Origin of the sequence: Burkholderia stagnalis (genome assembly GCF_039848545.1) — a bacterium.
In the GTDB taxonomy this organism is placed as follows: domain Bacteria; phylum Pseudomonadota; class Gammaproteobacteria; order Burkholderiales; family Burkholderiaceae; genus Burkholderia; species Burkholderia stagnalis.
This window is the reverse complement of record NZ_CP156685.1, coordinates 2,127,939-2,154,434: the sequence shown is the minus strand read 5'-3', so window position 1 is coordinate 2,154,434 and position 26,496 is coordinate 2,127,939. Positions and strand designations below refer to the sequence as shown.

Genomic DNA, 26,496 nt, shown 5'->3' with positions numbered 1-26,496 from the left:
TGGAACCGGTTCCATCAATATGAGACGGATGGTGCGCCTCGGGGTGGGCCGGCGCCATAGTGGAAATCCCTAGGAATCGGCCGGCCAGGGTTCGCCGCGAGGCAACCGGGCTGCATCAGAACGCGTGGCGGCCGATCTCGTCGAGCCACGCGCCGCGCAGGCACCGCACTGCCCGGTCGATGTCATCGTCGGTCGTCTCGACGCCGACCGACAGCCGCACCGCGCCGGCGACACGCGCGGCATCGCCCCCCATCGCCGCGACGGCGCTCTCGCCCGCCATGTCGCCGACGACGCGCGCGGGCCCGGCCGACGCGGCGAGCCGGTCGTCGAGCGCGGCCAGCAACGCGCGCGCGTTGCAGCCGGGAAAGGACACGTTCAGGGTGTTCGGCAGGCGCGCGTCCGGCGAGCCGTTCAGCAGCAGGCCCGGCACGCACTCGAACAGCGCGCGCGCCAGGCGGTCGCGCGCCGCGCGCATCGCCTGCGCGCGCCGCGACAATTGCGTATCCGCGAGCCGCGCCGCCGCGCCGAGGCCGACGATCAGCGGCACGCTTTCCGTGCCGGGGCGCAGCCCGAACTCCTTCGGCACGCCGTGCAGCAGCGGCACGAGCGGCAGCGCCGGATCGCGCACCAGCGCGCCAACGCCGGGCGGGCCGTAGAACTTGTGCCCCGACAGCGTCAGCATGTCGACGCCGAGCGCGTGCACGTCGACCGGCACCTTGCCGATGCTTTGCGACGCGTCGGTATGCACCCGCGCGCCGCATGCGCGGCTGCGCGCGGCGAACACGCCCAGCGGCTGCACGACGCCCGTTTCGTTGTTCGCGTGCGCGAGCGACACGAGCCGCGTCTGCGGCGTCAGGCATGCATCGAACGCGTCGATGCGCAGCGTGCCGTACCCGTCCACCGGCACGGTCGCGACGTCCCACCCGTGCGTGCGCAACGCGGCCGCCGCGTACTGGATCGACGGATGCTCGACCGCGCTCACGATCATCCGCCGCGCGGGCCCCGCGCGCGCGGCGTCCGACCACGCGAAGCCGGCGAGCGCCAGGTTGTTCGCTTCGGTCGCGCCGCTCGTGAACACGATCCACTCGGGCGTGACGCCGACCAGCGCCGCGACGGCCGCCCGCGCACCGTCGAGCGCGTCGCGCGCGAGCCGCCCCTGCCGGTGCGATGCCGACGGATTGCCGTACACGTCGCGCCAGTAAGGCGCCATCGCGTCGATCACTTCCGGCGCGACCGGCGTGCGCGCATTGAAGTCGAGGTAGACGAACCGCTCGCCGGCGCCCGGCCTTGCCGCGTCGGCTCTGCTCATAGCGAGAAGAAGTCGACCTTCAGCCGCGGCACGTAATTCGACATGTCCGTGTAGTACTGGATCACCTGGTCGTGGAACTGGTCGAACGCGTGCTTGACGTCGTGCATATGGTTGATCGCCACGTGCGCGGCGTCGGCCGGCACGTGTTGCGTGCGCGCGAGCGCCTGCTCCAGCAGGCCCGCATGGCCGGCGCCGACGTCGATCCGCATGTGGCGCATCAGCCCGTCGAACACGTCCGCGTCGAGCCCGGCCGTGCGCGCGATCTCGCGCCACGCGCCGCGCGCGCCGGCCTCCTCGTCCGGGCTCGCCTCGATCAGCTTCAGGCAGCACAGGTAGCCGAGCGACGACGCGCGGCCGACCTCGCACAGCATGTTGACGAGCGACAGCGTGCCGATCACGGGATGCGCGTCGCGGATCTGCTCGCGCGGGATGCCGAGCTTCTCGACCGACGCGGCGATCAGCCCGTGATGCGCATACTCGTCGGCCAGGTAGCCGCACAGCAGCTCGGCCGTCTCCTGCTCGCGGCAGTGCGCGATCGCGGCGCCGACGTGGCGCGGCGCGAGCCGCACGAAGTGATACGTCTCGAGCAGCAAGCCGGCGATCAGGTCGCGGCTGGCCTCGCCGCGCTCGAGCATGCCGAACAGCCGGTGATAGCCGATCTGCGCGCGCCACATCCGGGTGCTGCGGTTCACCCGTTCGAGGAAATCCGCCACGGCAATCGTCGCGGCCGGCCGTTCGCGGCGCAGCAGGCCGAGTTCGCCCAGTTGCCCGACGATCGTCCGCACGCTGCCGTACGACACGTCCGAGCGCTGCGCGATGTCCTCGAGCGTGTGCCGTCCGTCCAGGTAGCGCTTCATGCGCAGGAACGCGTCGCGCGTGCCCTGCACCTGCTCGAGCTCGAAGCGCTCGTCGCCCACGATCATCGCCAGCCGCTCGCCGGCCAGCGCCACGAGCGTGCAATGCCGCAGCCGCGGCCGCTCGCCGGTTTCCGTCGTCTCGCCCATGTCCCCGTCTCCTGGTTCTTTCGAGCGTCCACCGATTCGTTTTCCGAAACGATCGCCGCGCGCGGTGATCCACGGAAAACAATCGCACATGCCATTAAATCGATCTTGAATCGCGCAAACGTTGTACTAGATTATCCCCAGGATTCCTGTAATTCAAGAAATCCGCAAATGCTTAAAATAACGTTCTCTTTTCCAAGAAAATAAATCGGGGCTCCATTCCATCGAATCACTCCACCGCATTTGAAGATCGGAGATGCCGCCGCTCCGGTGCCGCATGGCCGCGGCATGGCTGCGTGCCGCGCTAATGGCGGCCGGGCGCTTGCGCCCTTTTCCATCGTCGGAGGTTGCTATGAGTGAACCGCTTACTGTCATCGTGCCGCGAGGCACCAAGGTCGCCGTCAAGGAAGTCGACGCGCTGCACACCGTCGACCCGCGCGCCGGCGCCGATCGCCACGCGCTGATCGTCGGCGGCGCCGATCTGAAAGTGGCGATCGCGAAGCAGGCGGACGGCCTGCCGCTTTCCGCCCGCGCCGCGTTCATGACCATGTGCGGGTGAATATCCGCCCATGAATCATCCGCACAACGGATAAAAGGAAACAAGACCGACATTTTTATTTCGTTCCAGATTTCTCCGCAAATCCCCCAGCCCGATTATTCGAATCAGGCCGGACGCCCTTTCATTTTCAAAACGGTGATCGACATGGCAAATACGCAGCAGGCAACGGTTCATGAAGTGAAAAACGCCGAAACGGGCAAGAACGTGTTCGACGGCCACAAGGTGGATCTCTACATCAATACGGGCACGCTCGGCGGCAAGCACTACCTTGTCACCGTAAACAAGCCCGACGGCACGCCGACGCTGATCGCGATCCACCTGTAATCGCCGCGGCACCGGTTCAGCCTGTTGCGGGGCGAGCCGCGCGCCCGCCCCGCGCGCCCTCTTCGGGAGTGTCATCATGGAACGGATCGAATCGCCGGCGCCACGCCCGCGGCTGGTGGCGCCCGTCGCGCTGCGGCACGTCGACGCGCTGCCCGGCAGCCCGCACGCCGCCGTCGCGCTCGCGCGCACGCTCGACCAGTTCGACGGCCGCCACGATCTCGACGAGATCGCGCGCGACGAGCCCGACCTGCCGCGCGCGCTGCTCGACGAACTGGTCGGCTCGCTCGACGAGGCCGGCCTGATCGACGACGACGCGCCGGTCGCGAGCCGCCCCGGCTCGGAAGTGATCCTCGAGATCGAGGATCTCGTCGAGCAGTACGCCGAGCAGACGCTGTACCGCAATCCGTTCTGGCGCGCGTGCCTCGACACGCGGGCGCCGGGCGACCTGCCCGAACGGCTCGCGATCGGCATGGTGATCGAGAACTGGCACTTCCTGTTCCGCGAAAGCTATTTCGATGCGCCCGTGCTGTCCTACGTGCCGAGCACGCCGGTGCGGCTCACGCTCAACCGGTTCTTTTCCGAGGAGTACGGGCACGACGAGATCCTGCTGCGCGCGCTGAATTTCGCGGGGCTCACCCGCGCCGACATGCTCGATGCGATCCCCCTGCCCGAGACGATGGGGCTGTGCAACGCGCTCGCGTACTGGTCGCACAGCGATCCGCTGTTCTTCTTCACCACGCTCGGCCTGCTCGAAGGCCAGGGCCTGCAGCACGACAGCTTCATCCAGGCGTGCGAGCGCGCGCAACTCCCCGACGGGCTCGTCGGCCCGCTCAAGACGCACGCGAACATCAACCTCAACGCCGCGCACGGCAGCCTGACGCGCGCGATCTTCCAGGACATCCCGGTGCTCGACGCCGCCATCGTCGCGCGCGTGAAGGCCCAGCTGCGGCTGTTCGTCGAGCTCTACGACGATTTCTACACGGCCGTGTGGCGCTACTACACCTCCGATGCGCCGCTGCTGCGGCGCGTGTCCGACCTGTGAGGCGACCATCATGGACAGCACGCTAGCGGCTCCCGCGATGCCGAAATTCCGCGGCATCGTCACTTCGCAGGTCACGGATACCGGCGCCGTGCTGAGCGCCGGCGGCCGGCAGTGCGCGTTCCAGTTCGCGCCGGACGAGGCGAACGACGTCGCGCGGCTGATCGGCGACCTGCACGTGGGCGGCCTGACGCCGCAGGAACTGGCGGCGCGCTCGCGCCGCATCGCCGACAAGATTCCGCCGCTGCTCGCCGATTTCAACGCGCTGCGCCTGCTGATCGAATCGGACCCGCGCCGTGCCGCCGCCGCGACGAGCGGCGCGCAGCTCTACCGCGACATCCGCCGGATCGCGGATCGCACGGCCGCGCGCAGCGCGCGCTCGGCGTTCCTGCGCGCGCTGGTCGAGCAGCAGGCGACGCGCCGGCAGTTGATCGGCTATGCGCTCGAGTATTACTGGATCGTGCGCGCGGCGCCGGGGCTGATCGGCCCCGCGCTCGGCTGGGCCGCCAGCGCCGAGGAGCGCGCGCTGCTGCAGGATTTCCTGAAATCGGAGCTCGGGCACGACCGGTTTCTCGCGGCGTCGCTGAAGGCGGTGGGGCTCGCGGAGGCCGTCATCGAGCAGCACCAGCCGCTGCCCGCCACGTTTTCGCTCGCGGCCGCGCTCGGCGTGCATGCGCGCCAGCATCCGCTGTCGTTCAAGGCGAGCCTGTTCCTGTTCGAACGCGCGCAGCCCGCGTTCATCGACGCGTTCGACGCGCGCTGCGTCGCGCTCGGCCTGCCCGAAGCGTTCTACCGGCCGCTGCGCGCGCACGCCGACCTGAACGACACGTACCGCCACGAGGACATCTCGCGGCAGCTGATGGCGCTCGACGCCGCGATCGATCCCGAGGCGTGCACGGTCACGAAACGCAACGTCTCGCTGATGGTCGAGACGCTGGTGCGCCAGGAGCACGCCATCCTCGCCTACTACGCCGACGACAGCGCGCCGCTGCCGCGCATCTTCCATTGAGGGTCGCCACATGGAACTCTGGACGTTTCAGCGTTATCGGTCGCCGCGCCTGTTCGTCGACGCGATCCACCACGAACCGGGCTCGGCGCTCGTCAGCCTGCGCGCGGGCGCGCACGAATACCGGCTGGCGTTCGACGCCACCGACGCCGCCGATCAGATCGCCGCGCAGCTCGACGACCTGACCGACGCCGCATCGCCGCTGTGGTCGACGCTGCGCGACAGCGAGCCCGACTCCGGCTGGCATGCGCTCGGCACGTTTCTCGATACGCATTCGCTGATCGGCGAGGCCGGCGACGCGGCCACCGATGCGCTCGCGGCGCAGGCGGCGCGCATCGACGCGTGCATCGCGCAGACGGTCGCCGCGAGCCTCGCGGGGCTCGACTCCGCGCGGCGCGACGCGATCGCGCGCGACGCCGCGTCGCTGCGGCTGCACCTCGAACGGCCCGCATCCGGGCCCACGCTGTTCGACGCGGACGACGACCCGTTCGACGCGCAGGCCGAACCCAACTTCCATCTCGCGCTGCTGCGCATCGAGTTCGAATACTTCCGCCGCGCGGCGCCGCTCACGCTGGCGGCCGTCGACCTGATGCTCGACGCGTTCTCCGGCGCGCCCCGCGCGAGCGCGGCGCACGATGCGCGGTTCGACACGGCCGGGCTGTACGACGAGCACGACCTGATGTCGCACCTGTGGCTCGTCGCGTCGAGCCTCGTCGCCGCGAGCGGCGACGACGCGCAGCGGCTGCCGTGCGCGGACCTGCCGCCCGTGTCGCTGTCGAACGGGCTCGAGTTCATGCGCCAGACCGAGCTGATCACGCGCGAGACGCTGAACCGCTGGGGCGAGAATCCGTACGTGAGCGCGGTCGACGCGCTGAACGGCGGCTACGCGCCGCTCGTCGCGGGCCCGTTCATCGAGCAGTACCACGTGACGCGGCGCTTCGTCGAGATCATCGCGCCCCTGCTGAGCATGCGGCTCAGCATCCCGCTGCGCGCGATGATGTTCCGCTACTACGGCGAGGAATACGGCCACGAGGCGCTCGAAAGCACGACCTGCGAGGCGCTCGGCGTCGCGCCCGGCCAGCTCGCGCGGATCGTGCCGCTGCCGCTGCACTTCGCGTTCGTCGACGCGCTCACGCTGCTCGCCGATGCCGACCCGGTGTCGTCGTTCGCCGCGATCATGGTCGTCGAGGGGATCTTCGGCGAGCCGCCGAAGATGTCGCTGCGCCTGATGGCCGCGGTCAAGGACAACGACGCGTTCCACAGCGTGTCCGGCGATCACGAGGAGCTGAACGAATCGCTGAACCACAACAGCATCTCGCGCGACATGTTCGAGCGGATCGCCGCGATCGGCCCGGCACGGCAGGCGCTCGCGATGCGCCGCATCCTGTTCCTGCTCGAGCTGAACCATCGCGCATGGAGCGGCATCGCCGGGTTCTACGGCGCGCAATCCACGCTCGTGCTGCACGGCCCGTACGGCCGGCTGCTCGACCCGCGCGGCTGACGGCGCCCGGCCGCTTCACGTGCACGAGGAGGACCCCATGAACGCACACTACGACTACATCGTCATCGGCTCCGGTTCGGCGGGCAGCATCGTCGCCGGGCGGCTCGCCGCTCATCCGTCGATCAAGGTGCTGCTGCTCGAGGCCGGGCCGCTCGCGTCGCACTACCCGGCGATCCGCGACCCGAACCAGATCAACTGCCTGTACGGCATCGAAGCGATTCACTGGGGCTACAAAAGCGTGCCGCAGACGCGCATGAACGATCGCGTGATGGACGTCTGGCGCGCGAAGGTGACGGGCGGCTGCACCGCGCACAACGACATGGTCTACGTGCGCGGCGCCCCCGCCGACTTCGACCAGTGGGCGAGCCAGTACGGCTGCGTCGGCTGGCGCTACCAGGATGTCGCGCCGCACTTCGAGCAGGTCGAAAGCATGCTGCAGCCGACCACCACCACGCGCAACGCATTCGGCCAGGCGTTCGTGAGCGCGTGCGAGCAGCTCGGCCACCGCTTCAACCCGAACTACAACGACGGGCGCCCGATGGCCGGCGTGTCGCCGCTGCGCTCGACGATCGACGCGCGCTTCGAGCGCGTCACGAGCTACCAGCGCTACGTCGAGCCGCTGCTCGCGCGGCAGACGAACCTGACGCTGGCCGACGAATCGCTCGTCGAGCGGATCGAATTCAGCAGCACGCGGCGCGCGGCCGCCGTGTACTACATCCGCGGCGGCGAGCGCGTGCGCGCGGCGGCCAGCCGGGAAATCGTGCTGTGCGCCGGCGCCATCAACTCGCCGCAGATCCTGATGCGCTCCGGCATCGGCGACGCCGCGCAGCTGCGGCGGCTCGGCATCCCCGTGCAGGCGGACCTGCCGGGCGTCGGCGCGAACCTGATGGATGCGCTGATCTTCCAGGGCATCTGGACGTCGAAGCAGCCGATCCTCGACCAGCCCGTCAACGAGGGTTACGCGATCGTCTGGGCAAACGCGAACGCCGACGGCCAGCCCGCCAATGCGGCCGAGATGATGCGCGGGCGCTATACGTGCGGACAGTCGGAGCACGAGCTGCGCAGCTTCTATTCGGTGACGGGCGACATGATGCGGCTGCAGAGCCGGGGCCGCGTCGCGCTGCGCTCGGCCGATCCGGCCGTCGCGCCGCTGATCGACATGAACTTCCTGTCGGCGCCGGGCGACTTCGAGCAGTGCGTGCAGGGCTTCGAGCTGATGCGCTCGCTCGGCAACGCGCCGGGGCTGTCGGCGTGGCGCGGCGAAGAACAGGCGCCCGGCCCGTCGGTACGCACGCCCGGCGAGATCCGCAACTGGATCCTGAAAAACGCCGGCTCGCTGAGCCACCCGGTCGGCACCTGCCGGATGGGCGTCGGCCACGACGCGGTGGTCGATCCGCAGCTGCGCGTGCGCGGGGTCGAGGGGCTGCGGGTGGTCGACGCGTCGATCATGCCGCGCATCACGTCCGGGCACACGCAGGGGCCGGCGCTGATGATCGGCGAGAAAGGCGCCGCGCTGGTGCTCGAGCACGCTTGACGGCGGGCGTGACGGCGGGCGCCCCGCCCGTCACCCGAGCGTCTGCACGAGGCTCATCGCCAGAAACTGCGCGGCGAGCCGCGACGGCGCGGCGCCGTGCGGCACCAGGATCGAGAAGTGCCGCGTGAGCGGCGCGGGCGCGAGCGAGCGCATCGCGAGCGCCGCATCGTCGTGCCGCAGCGACATCGCCGACACGAAGCCGACGCCCATGCCCGCGCGCACCGCTTCCTTCACCGCCTCGACGCCCGCGATCTCGAGCGCGACGCGCATCGGCGCGCCCGCGCTCGCGAACGCGCGCTCGACGAGCTGGCGCACGCCCGAGCCGGCCTCGCGCAGCACCAGCGGATGCGCGGCGAGCGCATCGAGCGTTACGCCGCCCCCATCGCCGCCTTGGCCGCCACCGCCCGCCCGCGCCGCCAGCGGGTGCCCGGCCGGCATGATCGCGACGATCTCGTCCTCGTGCCAGCGATGCGCGGCCGTGCCGGGCGGCAGCGCCTCGCCCGGCGGCCCCTCGATCAGCGCGATGTCGAGCGACGGCAGCGCGGCGACCACCTCGGCGGTGTTGCCGCTCATCGTCTGGATCGCGACGCGCGGCGCCGTCGGCTGGAACGCGGCGATCAGGTACGGCAGCAGGTAGCTCGCCGGCGTCGTGCTCGCGCCGATCCGCAGCGTGCCGGCCTCCAGCCCGCGCACCGCATCGCGGAACGCGCGCGCCTGCGCATACGTGTCGCGCAGCGAAGTCGCGTAATGCGACAGCTGCTCGCCGATCGGCGTCAGGCGGATCCCGCGGCCGTCGCGCTGGTACAGCGGCTCGCCGAACTCGTCCTGCAGCAGGCGCAGCTGGCCGGATACCGCCGGCTGCGACAGGTGCAGCGCCAGCGCGGCGCGGCTGATGTTCAGGTGCTCGGCGACGGCCGCGAAAGTTATCAGTTGATCCGGGGTCATGGCGATGAATTATCGGCTTTCCGGATAGTTTATGTCACAAATCACAATTTTTCATATCGATATAACGAAACTAGCATTAGGGCATTGAAATGACGATCCGATCCGGGTTCCATATGTCCACTGCTCCCGCCCCTCATCTGAATCACGCCGCGCCGTCGATGCGCGGCCAGTTGAACGGCATCCTGTTCGTCGCGCTGTTCGCCGCGGCCGTGACGAGCCTGTCCGAATTGCCCGCGATCGCCGGGCTCGGCCTGTCCCCGCTGATCGTCGGCATCGTCGCAGGCGCGTTGTACGGCAATGCGCTGCGCGACGGCATGCCCGCGAGCTGGGCGGCCGGCGTGAATTTCTCCGCGCGCAAGCTGCTGCGCATCGCGGTCGCGTTCTTCGGGCTGCGCGTGAGCCTGCAGGAAATCGCACAGGTCGGCCTGCCGGGCCTGACGGTGTCCGTGCTGATCGTCGTCAGCACGCTTGCGATCGGCACCTGGGCCGGCATGAAGCTGATGAAGCTCGACCGCGATTCGGCGCTGCTGACCGCCGCCGGCAGCGCGATCTGCGGCGCGGCCGCCGTGCTCGCGTTCGAATCGACGCTGCAGTCGAAGCCGCACCAGAGCGCGATGGCGGTGGGCAGCGTCGTGCTGTTCGGCACGCTGTCGATGTTCCTGTACCCGCTCGCCTACCACGCCGGCTGGCTGAACCTCGACGCGGCCGGCCTCGGCCTGTTCTTCGGCGGCACGATCCACGAGGTGGCGCAGGTGGTCGGCGCGGCGAGCGACGTGAGCCCGCAGGTCGCGCATATCGCGACGATCGTCAAGATGACCCGCGTGATGCTGCTGGTGCCGGTGCTGCTCGCGCTCGGCTGGTGGCTCGCCCGCTCGGCGAAGGCCACGGCGACGGCCGGCGGCGCGCACGGCAAGCGCAGGATCGCGGTGCCGTGGTTCGCGCTCGGCTTCCTCGGCTTCGTGATCGTCAACTCGCTGAACGTGCTGCCGGGCGAGCTCACGCACACGCTCAACGTGCTCGACACGTTCGCGCTGACGATGGCGATGACGGCGCTCGGCATCGAGACCCGCGTGTCGCAGATCCGCGAAGCCGGCCCCCGCGCGCTGACCACCGGCCTGATCCTGTACGTGTGGCTGATCGCCGGCGGCTACGGCATCACCTGGGCCGTGCAGCGCTGGCTTGGCTGAGCCGCGCGCCCGTGCCGCCTCGCGCGCCGCGCCCGCCGGGAAGGTCCCGCGGGCGCGGCGCAGTGCTATGCTTCGCGTCGTTTTCCACGGTCCTCGCTCAGTCGTGCTTTCTTTCCTGCTGAAGCTGCGCACCCGCGCCCAGACGCTGTTCCGCCTGTCGGACGCTCACACGATGCTGATCTGGTCGGTGATCGTCGGGATCGGCGGCGCGTTCGCCACGATCGCGTTCCGCGAAGGCATCGAACTGATGCAGCGCGCGATCTCGGGCCACAGCGGCAGCTTCGTCGAGATGGCGAAGCGGCTGCCGTGGTACGTGCGCTTCTGGCTGCCCGCCGCGGGCGGCTTCCTGGCCGGCTGCGTGCTGCTGTTCGCGAACCGCGGCGAATCGAAGACGAGCAAGACCGACTACATGGAGGCGGTCGCGCTCGGCAACGGCGTCGTGCCGGTGCGGCAGAGCCTGTGGCGCAGCGTGTCGTCGCTGCTGACGATCGGCACCGGCGGCTCGATCGGCCGCGAAGGCCCGATGGTGCAGCTCGCCGCGCTCGCCGCGTCGCTGGTCGGCCGCTTCGCGCACTTCGACCCGCCGCGCCTGCGCCTGCTCGTCGCGTGCGGCGCGGCGGCCGGCATCACGTCCGCGTACAACGCGCCGATCGCCGGCGCGTTCTTCGTGTCCGAAATCGTGCTCGGCGCGATCGCGATGGAAAGCTTCGGGCCGATGGTGGTCGCGTCGGTCGTCGCGAACATCGTGATGCGCGAGTTCGCCGGCTACCGGCCGCCGTACGAGATGCCCGTGTTCCCGGCCGTCACGGGCCCCGAGGTGCTGCTGTTCGTCGTGCTCGGCCTGCTGTGCGGCGTGCTCGCGCCGCAGTTCCTGCACCTGCTCGACGCGTCGAAGCACCAGTTCAGGCGGCTGCCCGTGCCGCTGCCGGTGCGGCTCGCGCTCGGCGGCCTGGTCGTCGGCGTGATCTCGATCTGGGTGCCGGCCGTGTGGGGCAACGGCTACAGCGTCGTGAACCAGATCCTGCATTCGCCGTGGACCTGGCAGGCGCTCGTCGCGGTGCTGGTGTTCAAGGTGCTCGCGACCGCCGCGACGGCAGGCTCCGGCGCGATCGGCGGGGTCTTCACGCCGACGCTGTTCGTCGGCGCGGTGTTCGGCTCGCTGTTCGGGCTCGGGATGCAGGCGCTGTGGCCGGGGCACACGTCCGCGTACTTCGCGTACGCGATGGTCGGGATGGGCGCGTTCATGGCGGGCGCGACGCAGGCGCCGCTGATGGCGATCCTGATGATCTTCGAGATGACGCTGAGCTACCAGGTCGTGCTGCCGCTGATGGTGTCGTGCGTGGTCGCCTACTTCGTCGCGCGCGCGACCGGCACGACGTCGATGTACGAGATCACGCTGCACCACCACCAGGACGCGCTGGAGCGCCTGCGGCTGCGCACCACGCAGATGCGCGAGCTGATCCAGCCCGCGCAGACGGTCGTGCCGCTCACCGCGAGCGTCGCCGACATGACCCGCGTGTTCCTCGAATATCCGGTGAAATACCTGTACGTGACCGACGAGGCCGGGCGCTTCCGCGGCGCGGTCGCGCTGAAGGACATCACGTCCGACCTGCTCGACCGGCGCGACACGACCGACAAGACGGCCGCGCACTACGTGCACACGCCGTTCCCGCTGCTGACCCCCGACATGCCGCTCGGCACCGCGCTCGAGCACTTCATGTGCTTCCAGGGCGAGCGGCTGCCGGTGATCGAGAGCGTCGCGGAGCCGACGCTCGCGGGCGTCGTCTACAAGACGTCGCTGCTCGATGCGTACCGCAGGATGACCGGCGAGCGCTGATTCAGTCCGGCGCGCGGCCCAGCACCGCCCACGAGAAGAACCCCGCGAGCACCGCCTCGGCCGCCTCGGCCGACACCTGCTGCGGATCGGCCGTGTAGTACGACTGCACGCCGTCGCACAGGCTCATCAGCCCGAGCGCGAGCGTCTCGGCCGGCAGCCGCAGCGGCGTGCCCGAATGCTCCGCGAACGCGCGGATGATGTCGGCCATCTGCGTGCGCGATTCCTGCAGGAACTGGTTGAACCGCACGCGGAACTTCGCGTCGCGCGCCGCCTGCAGCTTCGCCTCGACCCACAGCAGGTGGCACCGGTCGTCGATATGCATCCGCCGGTAATAGGCCAGCGCGGTCGCCTCCATGTGCTCGCGCGTGCCGCCGCCCTGGAAGATCTGCCGCAACTCCGCCTGCATCGACGCGTGGTCCCGCGCGAGCAGCTCGAACAACAGCTCCGCCTTGCTGCGGAAATTCGAATAGAACGCGCCGCGCGTATAGCCGGCCGCGGCCGTGATGTCCTCGACGCTCGCGGCGACGAAGCCTTTCTTCAGAAAAATGTCCTGCGCAGCACTCAGCAGACGCTCGCGCGTCTGGTCCTTGCTCTGCTCCCGGGTCAAGCGCTGTGGTTTCATGGCGCGCAGTCTAGCACTTTTCACCTTTCAAATTCATCTTTGCATTCAGATACAAGCGTGTATTAGAATGCGCCACTGTTTCAGAAAGATCGTGTCCGTCCGCGCGCCGCCGCGCGCTGTTCGAGGCAAGCGCCCGCCGCTTGCCGGTTTCGTTCCGCTGTTATCGCCTCTGGGGGTTTCGTGAATCGCTTCGGTTCCCGCGCCGCGCTGCTGCTCGGCGCCGCGCTCGTCCTCGCCGCCTGTCATCAGAAAGAATCCGCGCCACCCGCGCCGCGCCCCGTGGTCGCGCAGCCGGCCCGCGCCGACGGCGCCGCGGTGTCCCGCACGCTGCCCGGCGAGATCCAGCCGCGCTACGCGACGCCGCTGTCGTTCCGCATCGCCGGCAAGATCGTCGAGCGCAAGGTGCGGCTCGGCGATACCGTGAAGAACGGCCAGGTCGTCGCGCTGCTCGACCCGTCCGACGTCGAGAAGAATGCCGCGAGCGCACAGGCGCAGCTCGACGCCGCATCGCACCGCCTCGCGTTCGCGAAGCAGCAGCTCGACCGCGACCGCGCGCAGGCCCGCGAGAACCTGATCGCCGCCGCGCAGCTCGAACAGACCGAGGATGGCTACGCATCCGCGCTCGCGCAGCGCGACCAGGCGCAGCAGCAGCTCGCGCTCGCGAAGAACCAGCTCCGCTACGCGACGCTCGTCGCCGATCACGACGGCACCATCACCGCCGAACAGGCCGACACGGGCCAGAACGTGTCCGCCGGCCAGCCCGTCTACCAGCTCGCGTGGGCGGGCGACGTCGACGTCGTCAGCGACGTGCCCGAGGCCGCGCTCGCGTCGCTCGCGCCGGGCCACGCGGCAAGCGTCACGCTGCCGTCGCTGCCGGGCCGGCAATTCGCCGCGAAGGTGCGCGAGATCGCGCCGGCCGCCGATCCGCAAAGCCGCACCTACCGCGTGAAGCTGTCGCTCGTGCGGCCCGATCCGTCGATCCGGCTCGGCATGACCGCCGACGTCGCGTTCGACGGCGCGCCGGCCGCGGACGCCGCTGCCGCCGCCGCAATCATCACGCTGCCCGCGACCGCGCTGTTCCACGACGGCCAGCACCCGGCCGTGTGGGTGGTGCGCGCGAAGGACGACACGCTCGAGCTGCGCCGCGTCGACGTCGCGCGCTTCAACGAGCGCACCGTCACCGTGTCGCACGGGCTGCAGCCGGGCGAGCGCGTCGTGCTGCAGGGCGTGCACACGGTCAGCGCGGGCGAGAAGGTCCGCGCGATCGCGCCGCTGCATCCGGAGGACTTCGCGTCATGAGTTCGTTTCGCGAAGAAGGCCGCTTCAACCTGTCCGCATGGGCGCTGCGCCACCAGGCGCTCGTCGTCTACCTGATCGCGCTCGCGACGCTCGCGGGCATCCTCGCTTACACCCGCCTCGCGCAATCCGAGGATCCGCCGTTCACGTTCCGCGTGATGGTGATCCGCACGCTGTGGCCCGGCGCGACCGCGCGCCAGGTGCAGGAGCAGGTCACCGACCGGATCGGCCGCAAGCTGCAGGAAACCCCCGCGATCGACTACCTGCGCAGCTACTCGCGCCCCGGCGAATCGCTGATTTTCTTCACGATGAAGGATTCGGCGCCCGTCCGGGACGTGCCCGAGACGTGGTACCAGATCCGCAAGAAGGTCGGCGACATCGGCTACACGCTGCCGCCCGGCGTGCAGGGCCCGTTCTTCAACGACGAGTTCGGCGACGTCTACACCAACATCTACACGCTCGAAGGCGACGGCTTCTCGCCCGCGCAGCTGCACGACTATGCGGACCAGCTGCGCACCGTGCTGCTGCGCGTGCCGGGCGTCGGCAAGGTCGACTATTTCGGCGATCCGACGCAGCGGATCTTCATCGAGGTCAACAACGCGCAGCTCACGCGGCTCGGCATTTCGCCGCAGCAGCTCGGCCAGGCGCTGAACGAGCAGAACAGCGTGGCATCCGCCGGCGTGCTGACGACCCTCGACGACCGCGTGTTCGTGCGGCCGAGCGGCCAGTTCGACAAGGTCGACGCGATCGCCGACACGCTGCTGCGCATCAACGGCCGCACGTTCCGGCTCGGCGATCTGGCGACGGTCCGGCGCGGCTACGACGATCCGGCCGTGACCCAGATGCGTACGGTCGGCATCGGCGCGGCCGGCGCAGGCGCGGACGGCCGGAACGCCGCCGGCAAGGCTCCGCCCAGCAAGGCCGTGCTCGGCATCGGCATCACGATGCAGCCCGGCGGCGACGTGATCCGGCTCGGCAAGGCGCTCGACGCGCAGTCGGCGGCGCTGCAGGCGCAGCTGCCCGCCGGCCTGAAGCTGACCGAGGTGTCGAGCATGCCGGACGCGGTGGCGCACTCGGTCGACGACTTCCTCGAGGCGGTCGCCGAAGCGGTGGCGATCGTGCTGGTCGTCAGCCTCGTGTCGCTCGGCCTGCGCACCGGGATGGTCGTCGTGATCTCGATCCCGGTCGTGCTCGCCGTCACCGCCCTCTTCATGTACCTGTTCGGCATCGGCCTGCACAAGGTGTCGCTCGGCACGCTGGTGCTCGCGCTCGGCCTGCTCGTCGACGACGCGATCATCGCGGTCGAGATGATGGCCGTGAAGCTCGAACAGGGCTTCAGCCGCGCGCGCGCCGCCGCATTCGCATACACCAGCACCGCATTCCCGATGCTGACCGGCACGCTCGTCACGGTGTCCGGCTTCCTGCCGATCGCGCTCGCGAAATCGAGCACCGGCGAGTACACGCGCTCGATCTTCGAGGTGTCGGCGATCGCGCTGATCGCGTCGTGGTTCGCGGCCGTCGTGCTGATCCCGCTGCTCGGCTTCCACATGCTGCCGGAGCGCAAGCGGGCCGCGCATGAGGCGCACCTGCCCGACGACCACGAGCACGACATCTACGACACGCGCTTCTACACGCGGCTGCGCGGCTGGATCCACTGGTGCATCGAGCGGCGCTTCGTCGTGCTGGCGATCACCGGCGCGCTGTTCGTCGTGTCGCTGATGGGCTTCTCGCTCGTGCCGCAGCAGTTCTTCCCGAGCTCCGACCGCCCCGAGCTGCTGGTCGACCTGCGCCTGCCCGAAGGCGCGTCGTTCGCGGCGACGCTGCGCGAGACCGAGCGCCTCGAGCAGGCGATCGCGAACCGCCCCGAGATCGACCACGCGGTCAATTTCGTCGGCAGCGGCGCGCCGCGCTTCTACCTGCCGCTCGACCAGCAGCTGCAGCTGCCGAACTTCGCGCAGTTCGTGATCACCGCGAAATCGGTCGAGGATCGCGAGAAGCTCGCGCGCTGGCTCGAAACCGCGCTGCGCGACCGCTTCCCGGCCGTGCGCTGGCGGCTGTCGCGGCTCGAGAACGGGCCGCCGGTCGGCTATCCGGTGCAGTTCCGCGTCAGCGGCGACGACATCGCGACCGTGCGCGGCATCGCCGAGAAGGTCGCGGCGACGGTGCGCGGCGACGCGCGCACGGTGAACGTGCAGTTCGACTGGGACGAGCCGGCCGAGCGCTCGGTGCGCTTCGAGCTCGACCAGAAGAAGGCGCGCGCGCTGAACGTCACGTCGCAGGACGTGTCGAGCTTCCTCGCGATGACGCTGACGGGCACGACGGTCACGCAATACCGCGAGCGCGACAAGCTGATCGCGGTCGACCTGCGCGCGCCGCAGGCCGACCGCGTCGATCCGGCGAAGCTCGCGGGCCTCGCGCTGCCGACGCCGAACGGCCCGGTGCCGCTCGGCTCGCTCGGCCGCTTCACGCCGGCGCTCGAATACGGCGTGATCTGGGATCGCGACCGTCAGCCCACCATCACCGTGCAGTCGGACGTGCACGCCGGCGCGCAGGGCATCGACGTCACGCACACGATCGACGGCAAGCTGAATGCGCTGCGCGCGCAGTTGCCGGTCGGCTACCAGATCAACATCGGCGGCTCGGTCGAGGAAAGCGCGAAGGCGCAGAAGTCGATCAACGCGCAGATGCCGCTGATGGCGATCGCGGTGTTCACGCTGCTGATGATCCAGCTGCAGAGCTTCTCGCGCGTGCTGATGGTCGTGCTGACCGCGCCGCTCGGGCTGATCGGCGTGGTGTCGACGCTGCTGCTGTTCGGCCAGCCGTTCGGCTTCGTCGCGATGCTCGGCGTGATCGCGATGTTCGGGATCATCATGCGCAACTCGGTGATCCTCGTCGACCAGATCGAGCAGGACATCGCGGCCGGCCACGGCCGCTTCGACGCGATCGTCGGCGCGACCGTGCGGCGCTTCCGGCCGATCGCGCTGACGGCCGCCGCCGCGGTGCTCGCGCTGATCCCGCTGCTGCGCTCGAACTTCTTCGGGCCGATGGCCACCGCGCTGATGGGCGGCATCACCAGCGCGACCGTGCTGACCCTGTTCTACCTGCCGGCGCTGTACGCCGCGTGGTTCCGCGTGAAGAACGACGAGCGCGATCCGCCGGGCGGCCCGTCTGTCGGCCCGTCCGGCGGCAGCACGCCGCCCGCCACGCCGTCGGGAGCCTGATCATGGAGTTGTCGATGAACCTGATGACGAAAACCGCGCGCGCGCTCGCGGCCGCGGGCGTCGCATCGCTGGCCGGCTGCGCGTGGTTCGCGCCGAGCGGCGAGCCGCCCGCGATGCCGTCGCCCGCGCACTACGGCGCGGCGCCGCAGGCCGCGCAGACCGTCGCCGCGCAAGGCGTCGCGCAGCAGTTCGAAATCGGCGCGCAGCCGGTGCCCGACTGGTGGCGGCAATTCCGCTCCGACGCGCTGAACGCGGTGGTCAACGAAGGGCTGCGCAACAGCCCGACGCTCGGCGCGGCCGAGCACAGCCTCGCCGCGGCGCGCGAGCAGCTGCGCGCGCAGATCGGCAGCTCGATGCTGCCGTCGATCGACGCGGGCGGCCAGGCGACGCGCCAGCGCGCGCTCGGCGTGCCGATCCCCGCGCTCGGCGAGCCGACGCTGCTGTACAACACGTTCGTCGGGCAGATTCAGGCGAACTACACGATCGACCTGTTCGGCGCCGCGCGCTTCGCGAACCGCGCACTCGCCAAACGCGTCGACATCAGCGCGTTCCAGCTCGAATCCGCGCGCCGCGCACTCGCCGCGAACATCGTCACCGCGTCGATCACGGCGTCGGTGCTCAACGCGCAGATCGACACGACCGAGCGGCTCGTCGCGCTCGCCGACGCGCAGGCGCACGACGCCGAGCGCCGCCATGCGCTCGGCGCCGCGTCGCGCAGCGATGCGCTGAACGCGCGGCAAAGCGCGGAGACCTTCGCGGCGAGCCTGCCCGCGCTGCGCCAGCAGCGCGATTCGGCACGCCATGCGCTCGCGGTGCTGATCGGCCGCACGCCCGACCAGCCGCCCGCCGATCTCACGCTCGACGATCTCCATCTGCCCGAGCAGGTGCCCGTCGTGGTGCCGTCCGACCTGCTGCAGAGCCGGCCCGACATCCGCGCCGCCGACGCGGCGCTGCAGGCCGCCGCGGCCGAAGTGGGCGTGGCGACCGCGCAGCTGTTCCCGCAGTTGTCGCTGTCGGCGTCGATGGGCAAAGGCGGCTTCAGCTGGCCGGCGATGCTGTCCGGCGCGGGCGCGATCTGGAGCGTCGGCGCGTCGCTCAGCCAGCCGATCTTCCACGGCGGCGCGCTGCTCGCGCAGCGCCGCGCGGCGAAGGCGAGCTACGAGGCCGCCGTCGACCAGTACAAGCAGGCGGTGCTCGGCGCGTTCCAGAACGTCGCCGATTCGCTCGCGGCGCTCGAGCACGACGCGCAGGCGCTCGACGCGTCGGGCCGCGCGGCACTCGCCGCGCGCGGCGCATACGACGACACCGCCGCGCGCGTGCGGCTCGGCGCGCTGCCGCCGTCCGCGTCGCGGGCGAGCGAGCTGCAGTACCGCAATGCGCGGCTCGACGAGATCCGCGCGACCGGCGCGCGGCTCGCGGATACCGCGCGGCTGTACCAGGCGATGGGCACGCCGTCCGGCAGCGAGGCCCGACCGGGCGCGCAGGCGCGCGCCGCCGGCGCGGATTCTGCCGTCACGCCCGCCGCACAGTAATCGGCGGGCACCCCACGGGTGCGCGCGGGCCGATCGTCCGCGCGCACCCGCTTTCCTCTTCCCGCTTGACCCTCACGTAGCGTAACGTTCGAGACTCCCGTGTGCGCACCGAACGGAGGAACAAATGCGACTGAAAGTGGGGGAACTGGCGAAACGCAGCGGGCTCACCGTCCGCACGCTTCATCACTATCACGCGATCGGTCTCCTCACGCCGTCGGCGCGCGCCGACAACGGCTACCGGCTGTACGACCGCGACGACATCGCCCGGCTCCACCAGATCCAGGCCCTGCGTCGCTTCGGACTGTCGCTCGCCGAAATCGGCGATTACCTGAACCAGCCCGGCGCCCCGCTCGTCGACCTCGTCGCGAAGCAGATCACGCTGCTCGAGCGCCAGATCGCGCAGGCCGCGCGGCTGCGCGAGCGGCTCGTCGGCCTGCACGCGCAGCTCGCCGCGGGCACGGAGCCGGAACTGGCCGATTGGCTCACCACACTGGAGTTGATGACCGTGTACGACAACTATTTCTCAGAGGAAGAACTCGCGCGCCTGCCGATGTACCGCAAGAGCCAGACGGGCGACGCGGAATGGATCGCCCTCGTCGGCGACGTGCGTGCGCTGTACGACGCGGGCGTGCCGCCGGAGGACGAACGGGCGCGCACGCTCGCCGCGCGCTGGATGGCCCTGCTCGTGCGCGACACGAACAACGACCCGCGCCTGCTCGCGAAACTGAATCGGATGCACGAACGCGAGCCGTCGATGCAGGCGCAGATCGGCATCTCGACCGCGCTGCGCGACTACGTGCTGCAAGCGGTTGCGGAGACGAAGATGCGCATTTTCGAGCGCTACCTCGAGCCCGACGAAATCCGCTTCATGCGCGCGCATTACGGCGAACGCGCAATGGAATGGCCGCAGCTGATGGCCGACGTGCGCGATGCGCTCGAAGCGGGCGTGCGGCCCGATTCGCCCGAGGCCCGCGCACTCGCGGTGCGCTGGCTCGACCTGTTCCGCAGCTACGCGGGCGACGACCCGGCGACGCACGCGAAATTCCGCCGCGCGATGCAGACCGAGCCGGCGCTGACGAAGGACGCGTGGGTCGACGACTCGCTGCTCGGCTTCATGCGCGCAGCGATGGCGCAGTTGGCGCCGCAACGCTGAACGGGGGGTGACCGGGTGGCGGGCCGCCCGTCACGCCCGGTTACGGATAGCGCCGCTCGCTGAGGCGGCGCCAGCGCTTCATCATGTAGCCGAGAAACAGCGGGTTCGCCTTCAGGTCCGCGCTCGGCACGGGCGGGCTGCCGCCGTCCGTCACCTTCTTGCCCATCACGATCACTTCCTCGCCGCGCAGCACGTACTTCCTGCCCTGGTCGATCAGGAAATACTTGACCCCGTTCGGGCTGATGTCACCGGTACAGGCGATCTTGTACGCGAACAGGAACTGCTTGCGGTCGTTGCCGAGCAGGTCGCGCATTTCGACCGACGCCGGCACGACGTCGAGGATCTTGTCCACGCCGCATGCGGTCACGTCGTCGCGCACGGTCCATTCCGGCTGCCCGTTCAGCGTGCCGACGACCCGAAGCTTCACGCCGTCGTCCTGCCCGGTGCGCGTGAACGTGACCGCATGGGCGCCGGCCGCGTCGGTCCACGTGTAGTCGGCGGCATGGGCCGCGCAGCTGAACAGCAGGGCCGCGAGCGCGGGTCCGGTGCGTCGATATTGGATTGTCATCGTTATTGTGGCCTTCGGAATGAGCGCGCCATTATCCTGAAATGCATGTGCCGTCGCCATCCGGTCGCGTCGGTCACCCGCGCCGGTCACCACTTGCAGCCGGCGTCGCGCACCATGTCGAGCGCGAGCGCGGGGATCGCCAGCAGGCCCATCCCCGCGTATGCGCTCCGGCAATCTGCGCGACGGGCTTCCGACACGCCACGCGCCAATGTCGCATCCACCGTGTCGCGCCGCTGCGCGATTCCGCCCGACGATGCGCCGAGCGCGCCGATCGCGGCGGCAGCAGGACTGCGCCCGACCGACCGTGGTGTGCCGATCGCATCGAGGTCATGCCGCCAATCGACGCCGGCGGCAGGCTCGTTCGGCCTGACGGCTTCGACGCGATTCGCGGCCGCATCCGCCTTCGTGACGGCCTCCGAGTTCGGCGATCGGTTCTGCGTGCCTGTCGACGGCGCCGGCCTGCGCACGGCGGAGACGTTTGGCTCATGACGACGCGGCAAGCGCGCGGCGCTGCGTGCGTCTGCCGCCGGCCGCTGCGCAATCCATTCGACGATCAGCGCCCGCCTCGCCGTCTCCGCTGCGTGCGGTTGCACCGCTCGGCCCGTCGTCGGCATCGACTTGAGCGCAAGCCAGCCCGCCACATGAACGGCCACCGCGAGGACGCACGCCACCGCGCCGACGCCCAGCCGTGGCCGGCGGCCGCCCGCGCCGGGCCACGCGCGCGCCGTCATTCCGCATCGACGCTATCGCTGCCGTCGTCGTCGAACGCGAGCAGGTCGCCGGGCTGGCAATCGAGATAGCGGCAGATCGCCTCGAGCGTCGCGAAGCGGATGCCCTTGACCTTCCCTTGCTTGAGCAGCGACAGGTTCTGTTCGGTGATGCCGACGGCCGCCGCCAGATCCTTCGAGCGGACCTTGCGGGTCGCGAGCATCACGTCGAGCTTGATGACGATCGGCATTGCGCGCGCCTCACACGAATTGCCGATGCTCGGCGTCGAGCTCGCTCGCCTGCCGCAGGATGTGCGCGATCACGAGGATGCAGCCCGCGGTGAACAGCGCGACGACGTAAGGCAGGCCGACGCTGATCGACACGACATGGCGCCCGGCCGGTTCGCGCATCGTCGCCCACATGCTCAGCAGCGGTTCGCACAGCACGCTCAGCACGACCCACAGGCCGATCGCGCGCCCCATCCTGCCGAGATGGCCGGCCGCCTGCGCGGAGAAATAGTCGCGGCGCGCGTAGGTGCGGAACAGCAGGCGCAGATGATGCAGGCCGATCGCGAGCGCGGCGAGCGGCACGCTCGACAGCACGATGCCGCCCGCCTTCTGCCACCACGGCATCGCGGCGACGTCCACGCCGAGCCCGGCGATCAGCGAATCGGTCAGGCCGAACCCGAAGCCGGCGCCGGCGTCGATCGACGTCAGCGACGGAAAGGCCCAGCACGCGGCATTGAGCAGCAGCATGCCAACGATGAACCCCAGGGTGACGGCAGCCATCCGCTGGCTGAGGCGGGCAACGCGATCGGAATGCATGTGATGTCCTCGACGGGTGGAGATCCAGCCATCGATTCTACCGACAAAATTATCGTAAAACGATAATTAATGATCGCCGAATGTTGATTTTTGTCGCGCCTCGTCGGCACGCTCACGCGTCCCGCGTCGCGACCCCGAGCGTGCGCAGCCGCCGGTACAGCGTGCGCTCGCTGAGCCCGACGTGCTCGGCCAGCGCCCGGCGCGTGCCGCGAAACGTGCGCGCGATCCGCACGAGTTCGTCGTCGGACAGCGTGCGCACCGCGTCCGGCTGCCGCGCGGCGTCGCCCGCCTGCGCGACCTCGTCGGGCAGGTGCTCGACGCGGATCGCGCCGTCGTCCGCGAACAGGCACGCGCGCTCCAGCACGTTGCGCAGCTCGCGGATGTTGCCGGGCCATGCGTAGGCTTCGAGGCACGCGCGCGCCGCGTCGGTCAGCGTGAACGACGTGTCGCGCGCCCCGGCGCGCGCGTTCGCGATGCGCCGCAGGATCGACGCGGCCAGCAGCGCGATATCGCCGTGCCGCTCGCGCAGCGCGGGCAGCGGTATCGGAAACGCGCTGATCCGGTAGTAGAGATCCTGGCGGAACCGGCCGTCGTCGACCATCGCGCGCAGCGGCTTGTGCGTCGCGGCGACCAGCCGGAAATCCGCGCGCAGCGCCTCGACGCCGCCGACCCGCCGGAACGTGCCCGACTCGATCAGCCGCAGCAGCTTCACCTGCATCGGCAGCGGCACGTCGCCGATCTCGTCGAGGAACAGCGTGCCGCCCTGCGCGGTTTCGACGAGGCCCGGCTTGCGCGCCGCCGCCCCCGTGAACGCCCCCTTCTCGTAGCCGAACAGCTCGCTTTCGAACAGCGTCTCGGCGATCCCCGAGCAATCGACGACGACGAACGGCCCCTGCGCCCGCGCGCTCGCCTCGTGCAGCGCCCGCGCGAACAGTTCCTTGCCGGTGCCCGATTCGCCGAGCAGCAGCACCGGCAGCATCGACGGCGCGACCCGCTGCAGCGAGCCGAGCGCCGTGTTGAACGCATCCGAGCCGCCGACGAGCCCGTCCGCGCTCGGCTGCGCGGACGCGCTGCGGACCGTCGTCAGCCGCTCGACGTACGCGATCACGCCACCCGCCGCATCGAAGATCGGGCGCAGCTCGACGTCGACGTGCTCGGGGCCGCGCGGCGTGTGATGGATGTGCAGCACGCGATTGACGCCGCGCGACTCGAGCGCCTGCTTCATCGGGCAATGCTCGCCGGCCTGGTCGCACGGCACGTCGTAGTGATGCGACACGCGGTAGCAATGCCGGCCCACGTGCTCGACGCCCGCGACGCCGAACTGGCGCCGGTACGCGCCGTTGGCCGCGAGGATCCGGTACTCCGGATCGACGACGATCATCGGCTGCGGATCCTGCTCGAGATAGGAGACGAGCGCGTCCACGTCGGGCGCGGCGCCGCGCGTCGGCGCGGGAACGATCGGGATGATGTCGTGCGGGTGCATGGGCGAATTCGGGATGGCTGCCACGGAGACTGCCAATTCTGCCATCACGCTGCCGAAACTGGCAGTGCCACTGCGCCGCACGTCCCGGCGCGGCCCCGCCCGGCGAGTATCCGCGGGCGAAAACACGAGACGAATCAAGCCACTGGCGCGTGCGTCGGCGCGACGGAGCCGGCTGGCACGGATTTTGTACACATGAAGGCCGATTGCCGAACCTGATCGAGGACATCCCCGTGAGCAACGCCCCCGCCATGTCGGTCGAAGGCTTCTTCGACCCGGCGACCAGCACCATCAGTTACCTGCTGCTCGAACCCGCGAGCCGCGCGTGCGCGCTGATCGACAGCGTGCTCGACTACGACCCGAAGTCGGGCCGCACGCGCACCGCCAGCGCCGACCGGCTGATCGCGCGCGTGGCCGAACTCGGCGCGACGGTGCACTGGCTGCTGGAAACGCACGTGCACGCCGACCACCTGTCCGCGGCGCCGTACCTGAAAGCGCGCGTCGGCGGCGAGATCGCGATCGGCGCGCAGGTGCGCCGCGTGCAGCACGTGTTCGGCCAGCTGTTCAACGCGGGCCCCGGCTTCGCGGCCGACGGCAGCCAGTTCGACCGGCTGCTCGACGACGGCGACGTGCTGCCGCTCGGCGCGCTGTCGATCCGCGCGCTGCACACGCCCGGCCACACGCCGGCCTGCCTGACCTATTGCGTCGACGACGGCGCGCAGCGCGCCGCATTCGTCGGCGACACGCTGTTCATGCCCGACTACGGCACCGCGCGCTGCGATTTCCCGGGCGGCGACGCGCGTGCGCTGTACCGGTCGATCGCGCGCGTGCTGAGCCTGCCGCCCGACACGCGCCTCTACATGTGCCACGACTACCAGCCCGGCGGCCGCGACCTGCAGTACGTGAGCACCGTCGCCGACCAGCGGCGCGCGAACGTGCACGTGCGCGACGGCGTGACCGAGGACGACTTCGCCGCGATGCGCACCGCGCGCGACGCGACGCTCGACATGCCGGTGCTGATGCTGCCGTCGGTGCAGGTCAACATGCGCGCCGGCCATCTGCCGGCGGCCGAAGACAACGGCGTGCGCTACCTGAAGATCCCGCTCGACGCGATCTGAGCCGCCCCCGCCACCCCGCCCCGACCGGAGAATTCCAGAACATGACCATCCGCACGCTGACCGACACGCTGTCGGTCTCGCCCCAGATCACGGCCGCCGACCTGCCCGCGCTGCGCGACGCGGGCTTTCGCGCGATCGTCTGCAACCGCCCGGACGGCGAAGGCCCGGACCAGCCGACCGTCGCCGAGCTGCGCGCGGCCGCCGCGCCGCTCGGCCTCGACGTGCACGACCTGCCGGTCGATTCCGGCAAGGTCACCGACGAGCAGGCCGCGCGGTTCGGCGCGCTCATCGCGTCGCTGAATGCGCGCCACACGCCGGTGCTCGCGTACTGCCGCACCGGCACGCGCTCGGCGACGCTGTGGGCGCTGTCGCAGGCCGGCCTGCAGCCGCCGGGCGACATCGTCGCGACGGCCGCCGCCGCCGGCTACGACCTGTCCGCGCTCGTGCCGCGCCTCGCCCCGCGCGGCGAACGCGCGGCGCCGCCGGTGGATGCGCAGCACGACATCGTGATCGTCGGCGCGGGCGCGGCCGGCCTCGCGGTCGCGTCGAGCCTGCTCGCGCGCGACCGCTCGCTCGACATCGCGGTGATCGACCCGGCCGACGTGCATTACTACCAGCCGGGCTGGACGATGGTCGGCGCGGGCGTGTTCCGGCCGGAAACCACCGCGCGCCGGATGTCCTCCGTGCTGCCGCGCGGCGTGCGCTGGATCCAGGCCGCGGTCGCCGGCTTCGAGCCGGACGCGCATGCGGTGGTGCTCGACGGCTGCCGCCGGATCGGCTACCGGCAACTGATCGTCTGCCCGGGGCTCAAGCTCGACTGGCACGCGATCGACGGGCTCGCCGACACGCTCGGCCGCAACGGCGTCACGTCGAACTACCGCTACGATCTCGCGCCGTACACGTGGCAGCTCGTGCGCGATTTCAGCGGCGGCCGCGCGCTGTTCACGCAGCCGCCGATGCCGATCAAGTGCGCAGGCGCGCCGCAGAAGGCCATGTATCTCGCCTGCGACCACTGGCGGCGCTCGGGCCGCCTCGACGCCGCGAACGTCGAGTTCCTGAACGCGGGCGCCGCGCTGTTCGGCGTGGCCGACTACGTGCCCGCGCTGATGGAATACGTGAAGCGCTACGACATCGCGCTGCAGTTCGGCCACAACCTCGTCGCGATCGACGGCCCCGCGCGCCGCGCGACGTTCCGGCGCGCGCTGCCGGATGGCGGTGCGGAAACCGTCGTGCGCGACTTCGACATGATCCACGTGGTGCCGCCGCAGCGCGCGCCCGACTTCGTGCGCGCGAGCCCGCTCGCCGACGCGGCCGGCTGGATCGACGTCGACCCCGCGACGCTGCGGCACAAGCGCTTCGCGAACGTGTTCGCGCTTGGCGACGCCACCAACACGACCAACGCGAAAACCGCCGCCGCCGCGCGCAAGCAGGCGCCGGTCGTCGCGCACAACGTGCTCGCGGCGCTCGGCAAGGTTCAAGGAGAGGCCGCCTACGACGGCTACGGCTCGTGCCCGCTGACCGTCGAACGCGGCCGGATCGTGCTCGCCGAATTCCTGTACGGCGGCAAGGTCGCGCCGACCTTCCCCGCCTGGCTGATCGACGGCCGGCGGCCGTCGCGGCTTGCATGGCTGCTGAAGGAGCGGCTGCTGCCGCCGCTGTACTGGAAGGCGATGCTGAAGGGCCGCGAATGGCTCGCCAAGCCGCCGATCGCCCGTTGACCCCGCCCGACCGG

Annotated in this window: 23 protein-coding genes; 14 read left to right on the top strand and 9 right to left on the bottom strand. The window is 70.4% G+C overall.

What is annotated here, in order from left to right; translation table 11 throughout:
- Window positions 1-115 precede the first annotated feature (115 nt).
- Together ABFO07_RS10100 and ABFO07_RS10095 are read right to left on the bottom strand one after the other, a co-directional pair.
- Entirely contained in the window at window positions 116-1,309 is a 1,194-nt protein-coding gene (locus ABFO07_RS10100; RefSeq protein WP_060351624.1) for a cysteine desulfurase family protein, read from the bottom strand.
- On the bottom strand, window positions 1,306-2,313 hold the full coding sequence (locus ABFO07_RS10095; RefSeq protein ID WP_060351623.1) for an iron-containing redox enzyme family protein: 1,008 nt from the start codon (window positions 2,311-2,313) through the stop codon (window positions 1,306-1,308). The genes ABFO07_RS10100 and ABFO07_RS10095 overlap by 4 nt, the downstream gene beginning before the upstream one ends.
- A 349-nt stretch (window positions 2,314-2,662) precedes the next feature.
- On the opposite strand from ABFO07_RS10095, the gene ABFO07_RS10090 reads away from it, so the two are divergent.
- The 6 genes from ABFO07_RS10090 to ABFO07_RS10065 all read left to right on the top strand — a co-directional run bounded on the left by ABFO07_RS10090 (window position 2,663) and on the right by ABFO07_RS10065 (window position 8,273).
- Window positions 2,663-2,869 carry a hypothetical protein gene (locus ABFO07_RS10090; protein WP_124483233.1) on the top strand — a complete coding sequence of 69 codons (207 nt, stop codon included), beginning with the start codon at window positions 2,663-2,665 and terminating at the stop codon, window positions 2,867-2,869.
- Window positions 2,870-3,013: 144 nt separating this feature from the next.
- Window positions 3,014-3,193 (top strand): hypothetical protein, encoded by a 180-nt coding sequence (locus tag ABFO07_RS10085; RefSeq protein ID WP_017332138.1) that lies wholly within the window; start codon window positions 3,014-3,016, stop codon window positions 3,191-3,193.
- 76 nt (window positions 3,194-3,269) lie between these two features.
- Entirely contained in the window at window positions 3,270-4,235 is a 966-nt protein-coding gene (locus ABFO07_RS10080) for an iron-containing redox enzyme family protein (RefSeq protein ID WP_347467069.1), read from the top strand.
- Window positions 4,236-4,245: 10 nt separating this feature from the next.
- The gene (locus ABFO07_RS10075; RefSeq protein WP_230942059.1) at window positions 4,246-5,241 is read left to right on the top strand and encodes a hypothetical protein; all 996 of its coding nucleotides are present in this window, start codon (window positions 4,246-4,248) and stop codon (window positions 5,239-5,241) included.
- 10 nt (window positions 5,242-5,251) lie between these two features.
- Complete coding sequence (locus ABFO07_RS10070; RefSeq protein WP_059561892.1) at window positions 5,252-6,739, top strand: hypothetical protein; 1,488 nt, start codon at window positions 5,252-5,254, stop codon at window positions 6,737-6,739.
- Window positions 6,740-6,776: 37 nt separating this feature from the next.
- Window positions 6,777-8,273 (top strand): GMC family oxidoreductase, encoded by a 1,497-nt coding sequence (locus ABFO07_RS10065; RefSeq protein WP_347467067.1) that lies wholly within the window; start codon window positions 6,777-6,779, stop codon window positions 8,271-8,273.
- A gap of 30 nt (window positions 8,274-8,303) precedes the next feature.
- On the opposite strand, the gene ABFO07_RS10060 is transcribed toward ABFO07_RS10065, so the two are convergent.
- Window positions 8,304-9,218 carry a LysR family transcriptional regulator gene (locus ABFO07_RS10060; protein WP_347467065.1) on the bottom strand — a complete coding sequence of 305 codons (915 nt, stop codon included), beginning with the start codon at window positions 9,216-9,218 and terminating at the stop codon, window positions 8,304-8,306.
- Between the two features lie 113 nt (window positions 9,219-9,331).
- On the opposite strand from ABFO07_RS10060, the gene ABFO07_RS10055 reads away from it, so the two are divergent.
- Window positions 9,332-10,405 (top strand): YeiH family protein, encoded by a 1,074-nt coding sequence (locus ABFO07_RS10055; protein WP_081063315.1) that lies wholly within the window; start codon window positions 9,332-9,334, stop codon window positions 10,403-10,405.
- Window positions 10,406-10,508: 103 nt separating this feature from the next.
- On the top strand, window positions 10,509-12,242 hold the full coding sequence (locus ABFO07_RS10050) for a ClcB-like voltage-gated chloride channel protein (RefSeq protein ID WP_196486793.1): 1,734 nt from the start codon (window positions 10,509-10,511) through the stop codon (window positions 12,240-12,242).
- A gap of 1 nt (window position 12,243) precedes the next feature.
- Here the strand turns inward: ABFO07_RS10050 and ABFO07_RS10045 are convergent, their stop codons facing one another.
- A complete protein-coding gene (locus tag ABFO07_RS10045) occupies window positions 12,244-12,864 on the bottom strand; it encodes a TetR/AcrR family transcriptional regulator (RefSeq protein WP_059801450.1) in 621 nt (206 codons plus the stop codon).
- A gap of 180 nt (window positions 12,865-13,044) precedes the next feature.
- Here ABFO07_RS10045 and ABFO07_RS10040 point away from each other — a divergent pair, with 180 nt between their 5' ends.
- The 4 genes from ABFO07_RS10040 (at window position 13,045) to ABFO07_RS10025 (ending at window position 20,066) form a co-directional block, all read left to right on the top strand.
- Entirely contained in the window at window positions 13,045-14,163 is a 1,119-nt protein-coding gene (locus tag ABFO07_RS10040) for an efflux RND transporter periplasmic adaptor subunit (protein ID WP_347467062.1), read from the top strand.
- Window positions 14,160-17,381: an efflux RND transporter permease subunit gene (locus ABFO07_RS10035; RefSeq protein ID WP_322242514.1), complete on the top strand. Its 3,222-nt coding sequence runs from the start codon at window positions 14,160-14,162 to the stop codon at window positions 17,379-17,381. The genes ABFO07_RS10040 and ABFO07_RS10035 overlap by 4 nt, the downstream gene beginning before the upstream one ends.
- Before the next feature lie 2 nt (window positions 17,382-17,383).
- Entirely contained in the window at window positions 17,384-18,913 is a 1,530-nt protein-coding gene (locus ABFO07_RS10030) for an efflux transporter outer membrane subunit (RefSeq protein WP_347467060.1), read from the top strand.
- Between the two features lie 124 nt (window positions 18,914-19,037).
- Window positions 19,038-20,066 carry a MerR family transcriptional regulator gene (locus ABFO07_RS10025; protein WP_059923810.1) on the top strand — a complete coding sequence of 343 codons (1,029 nt, stop codon included), beginning with the start codon at window positions 19,038-19,040 and terminating at the stop codon, window positions 20,064-20,066.
- A gap of 40 nt (window positions 20,067-20,106) precedes the next feature.
- Here the strand turns inward: ABFO07_RS10025 and ABFO07_RS10020 are convergent, their stop codons facing one another.
- The 5 genes from ABFO07_RS10020 to ABFO07_RS10000 all read right to left on the bottom strand — a co-directional run bounded on the left by ABFO07_RS10020 (window position 20,107) and on the right by ABFO07_RS10000 (window position 23,649).
- Window positions 20,107-20,634, bottom strand: a complete 528-nt coding sequence (locus tag ABFO07_RS10020) for a DUF4124 domain-containing protein (RefSeq protein WP_059960280.1) — start codon at window positions 20,632-20,634, stop codon at window positions 20,107-20,109.
- An 86-nt stretch (window positions 20,635-20,720) separates the two neighbouring features.
- Window positions 20,721-21,365, bottom strand: a complete 645-nt coding sequence (locus ABFO07_RS10015; RefSeq protein WP_347467057.1) for a hypothetical protein — start codon at window positions 21,363-21,365, stop codon at window positions 20,721-20,723.
- Entirely contained in the window at window positions 21,362-21,592 is a 231-nt protein-coding gene (locus ABFO07_RS10010; protein ID WP_059561927.1) for a helix-turn-helix domain-containing protein, read from the bottom strand. Before ABFO07_RS10010 ends, ABFO07_RS10015 begins: the two co-directional genes overlap by 4 nt.
- Before the next feature lie 10 nt (window positions 21,593-21,602).
- Complete coding sequence (locus ABFO07_RS10005; protein WP_059988168.1) at window positions 21,603-22,166, bottom strand: DUF2975 domain-containing protein; 564 nt, start codon at window positions 22,164-22,166, stop codon at window positions 21,603-21,605.
- A gap of 112 nt (window positions 22,167-22,278) precedes the next feature.
- Window positions 22,279-23,649: a sigma-54 interaction domain-containing protein gene (locus tag ABFO07_RS10000; protein WP_347467055.1), complete on the bottom strand. Its 1,371-nt coding sequence runs from the start codon at window positions 23,647-23,649 to the stop codon at window positions 22,279-22,281.
- A gap of 248 nt (window positions 23,650-23,897) precedes the next feature.
- Between ABFO07_RS10000 and ABFO07_RS09995 the strand changes: the two genes are divergently transcribed.
- Entirely contained in the window at window positions 23,898-24,764 is an 867-nt protein-coding gene (locus ABFO07_RS09995; protein WP_375782250.1) for an MBL fold metallo-hydrolase, read from the top strand.
- Window positions 24,765-24,805: 41 nt separating this feature from the next.
- The gene (locus ABFO07_RS09990) at window positions 24,806-26,482 is read left to right on the top strand and encodes a bifunctional protein tyrosine phosphatase family protein/NAD(P)/FAD-dependent oxidoreductase (protein WP_347467053.1); all 1,677 of its coding nucleotides are present in this window, start codon (window positions 24,806-24,808) and stop codon (window positions 26,480-26,482) included.
- Window positions 26,483-26,496: the final 14 nt, after the last annotated feature.

What these genes read in the sequence shown, in the direction of transcription:
- ABFO07_RS10065 (WP_347467067.1), top strand. Translation starts at nt 6,777, where the DNA reads ATGAACGCACACTACGACTACATCGTCATCGGCTCCGGTTCGGCGGGC.
- ABFO07_RS10060 (WP_347467065.1), bottom strand. Translation starts at nt 9,218, where the DNA reads ATGACCCCGGATCAACTGATAACTTTCGCGGCCGTCGCCGAGCACCTG.
- ABFO07_RS10100 (WP_060351624.1), bottom strand. Translation starts at nt 1,309, where the DNA reads ATGAGCAGAGCCGACGCGGCAAGGCCGGGCGCCGGCGAGCGGTTCGTC.
- ABFO07_RS10030 (WP_347467060.1), top strand. Translation starts at nt 17,384, where the DNA reads ATGGAGTTGTCGATGAACCTGATGACGAAAACCGCGCGCGCGCTCGCG.
- ABFO07_RS10085 (WP_017332138.1), top strand. Translation starts at nt 3,014, where the DNA reads ATGGCAAATACGCAGCAGGCAACGGTTCATGAAGTGAAAAACGCCGAA.
- ABFO07_RS10000 (WP_347467055.1), bottom strand. Translation starts at nt 23,649, where the DNA reads ATGCACCCGCACGACATCATCCCGATCGTTCCCGCGCCGACGCGCGGC.
- ABFO07_RS09995 (WP_375782250.1), top strand. Translation starts at nt 23,898, where the DNA reads ATGTCGGTCGAAGGCTTCTTCGACCCGGCGACCAGCACCATCAGTTAC.
- ABFO07_RS10010 (WP_059561927.1), bottom strand. Translation starts at nt 21,592, where the DNA reads ATGCCGATCGTCATCAAGCTCGACGTGATGCTCGCGACCCGCAAGGTC.
- ABFO07_RS10055 (WP_081063315.1), top strand. Translation starts at nt 9,332, where the DNA reads ATGTCCACTGCTCCCGCCCCTCATCTGAATCACGCCGCGCCGTCGATG.
- ABFO07_RS10015 (WP_347467057.1), bottom strand. Translation starts at nt 21,365, where the DNA reads ATGACGGCGCGCGCGTGGCCCGGCGCGGGCGGCCGCCGGCCACGGCTG.
- ABFO07_RS10045 (WP_059801450.1), bottom strand. Translation starts at nt 12,864, where the DNA reads ATGAAACCACAGCGCTTGACCCGGGAGCAGAGCAAGGACCAGACGCGC.
- ABFO07_RS10070 (WP_059561892.1), top strand. Translation starts at nt 5,252, where the DNA reads ATGGAACTCTGGACGTTTCAGCGTTATCGGTCGCCGCGCCTGTTCGTC.
- ABFO07_RS10005 (WP_059988168.1), bottom strand. Translation starts at nt 22,166, where the DNA reads ATGCATTCCGATCGCGTTGCCCGCCTCAGCCAGCGGATGGCTGCCGTC.
- ABFO07_RS10075 (WP_230942059.1), top strand. Translation starts at nt 4,246, where the DNA reads ATGGACAGCACGCTAGCGGCTCCCGCGATGCCGAAATTCCGCGGCATC.
- ABFO07_RS10095 (WP_060351623.1), bottom strand. Translation starts at nt 2,313, where the DNA reads ATGGGCGAGACGACGGAAACCGGCGAGCGGCCGCGGCTGCGGCATTGC.
- ABFO07_RS10090 (WP_124483233.1), top strand. Translation starts at nt 2,663, where the DNA reads ATGAGTGAACCGCTTACTGTCATCGTGCCGCGAGGCACCAAGGTCGCC.
- ABFO07_RS10020 (WP_059960280.1), bottom strand. Translation starts at nt 20,634, where the DNA reads ATGACAATCCAATATCGACGCACCGGACCCGCGCTCGCGGCCCTGCTG.
- ABFO07_RS10035 (WP_322242514.1), top strand. Translation starts at nt 14,160, where the DNA reads ATGAGTTCGTTTCGCGAAGAAGGCCGCTTCAACCTGTCCGCATGGGCG.
- ABFO07_RS09990 (WP_347467053.1), top strand. Translation starts at nt 24,806, where the DNA reads ATGACCATCCGCACGCTGACCGACACGCTGTCGGTCTCGCCCCAGATC.
- ABFO07_RS10025 (WP_059923810.1), top strand. Translation starts at nt 19,038, where the DNA reads ATGCGACTGAAAGTGGGGGAACTGGCGAAACGCAGCGGGCTCACCGTC.
- ABFO07_RS10080 (WP_347467069.1), top strand. Translation starts at nt 3,270, where the DNA reads ATGGAACGGATCGAATCGCCGGCGCCACGCCCGCGGCTGGTGGCGCCC.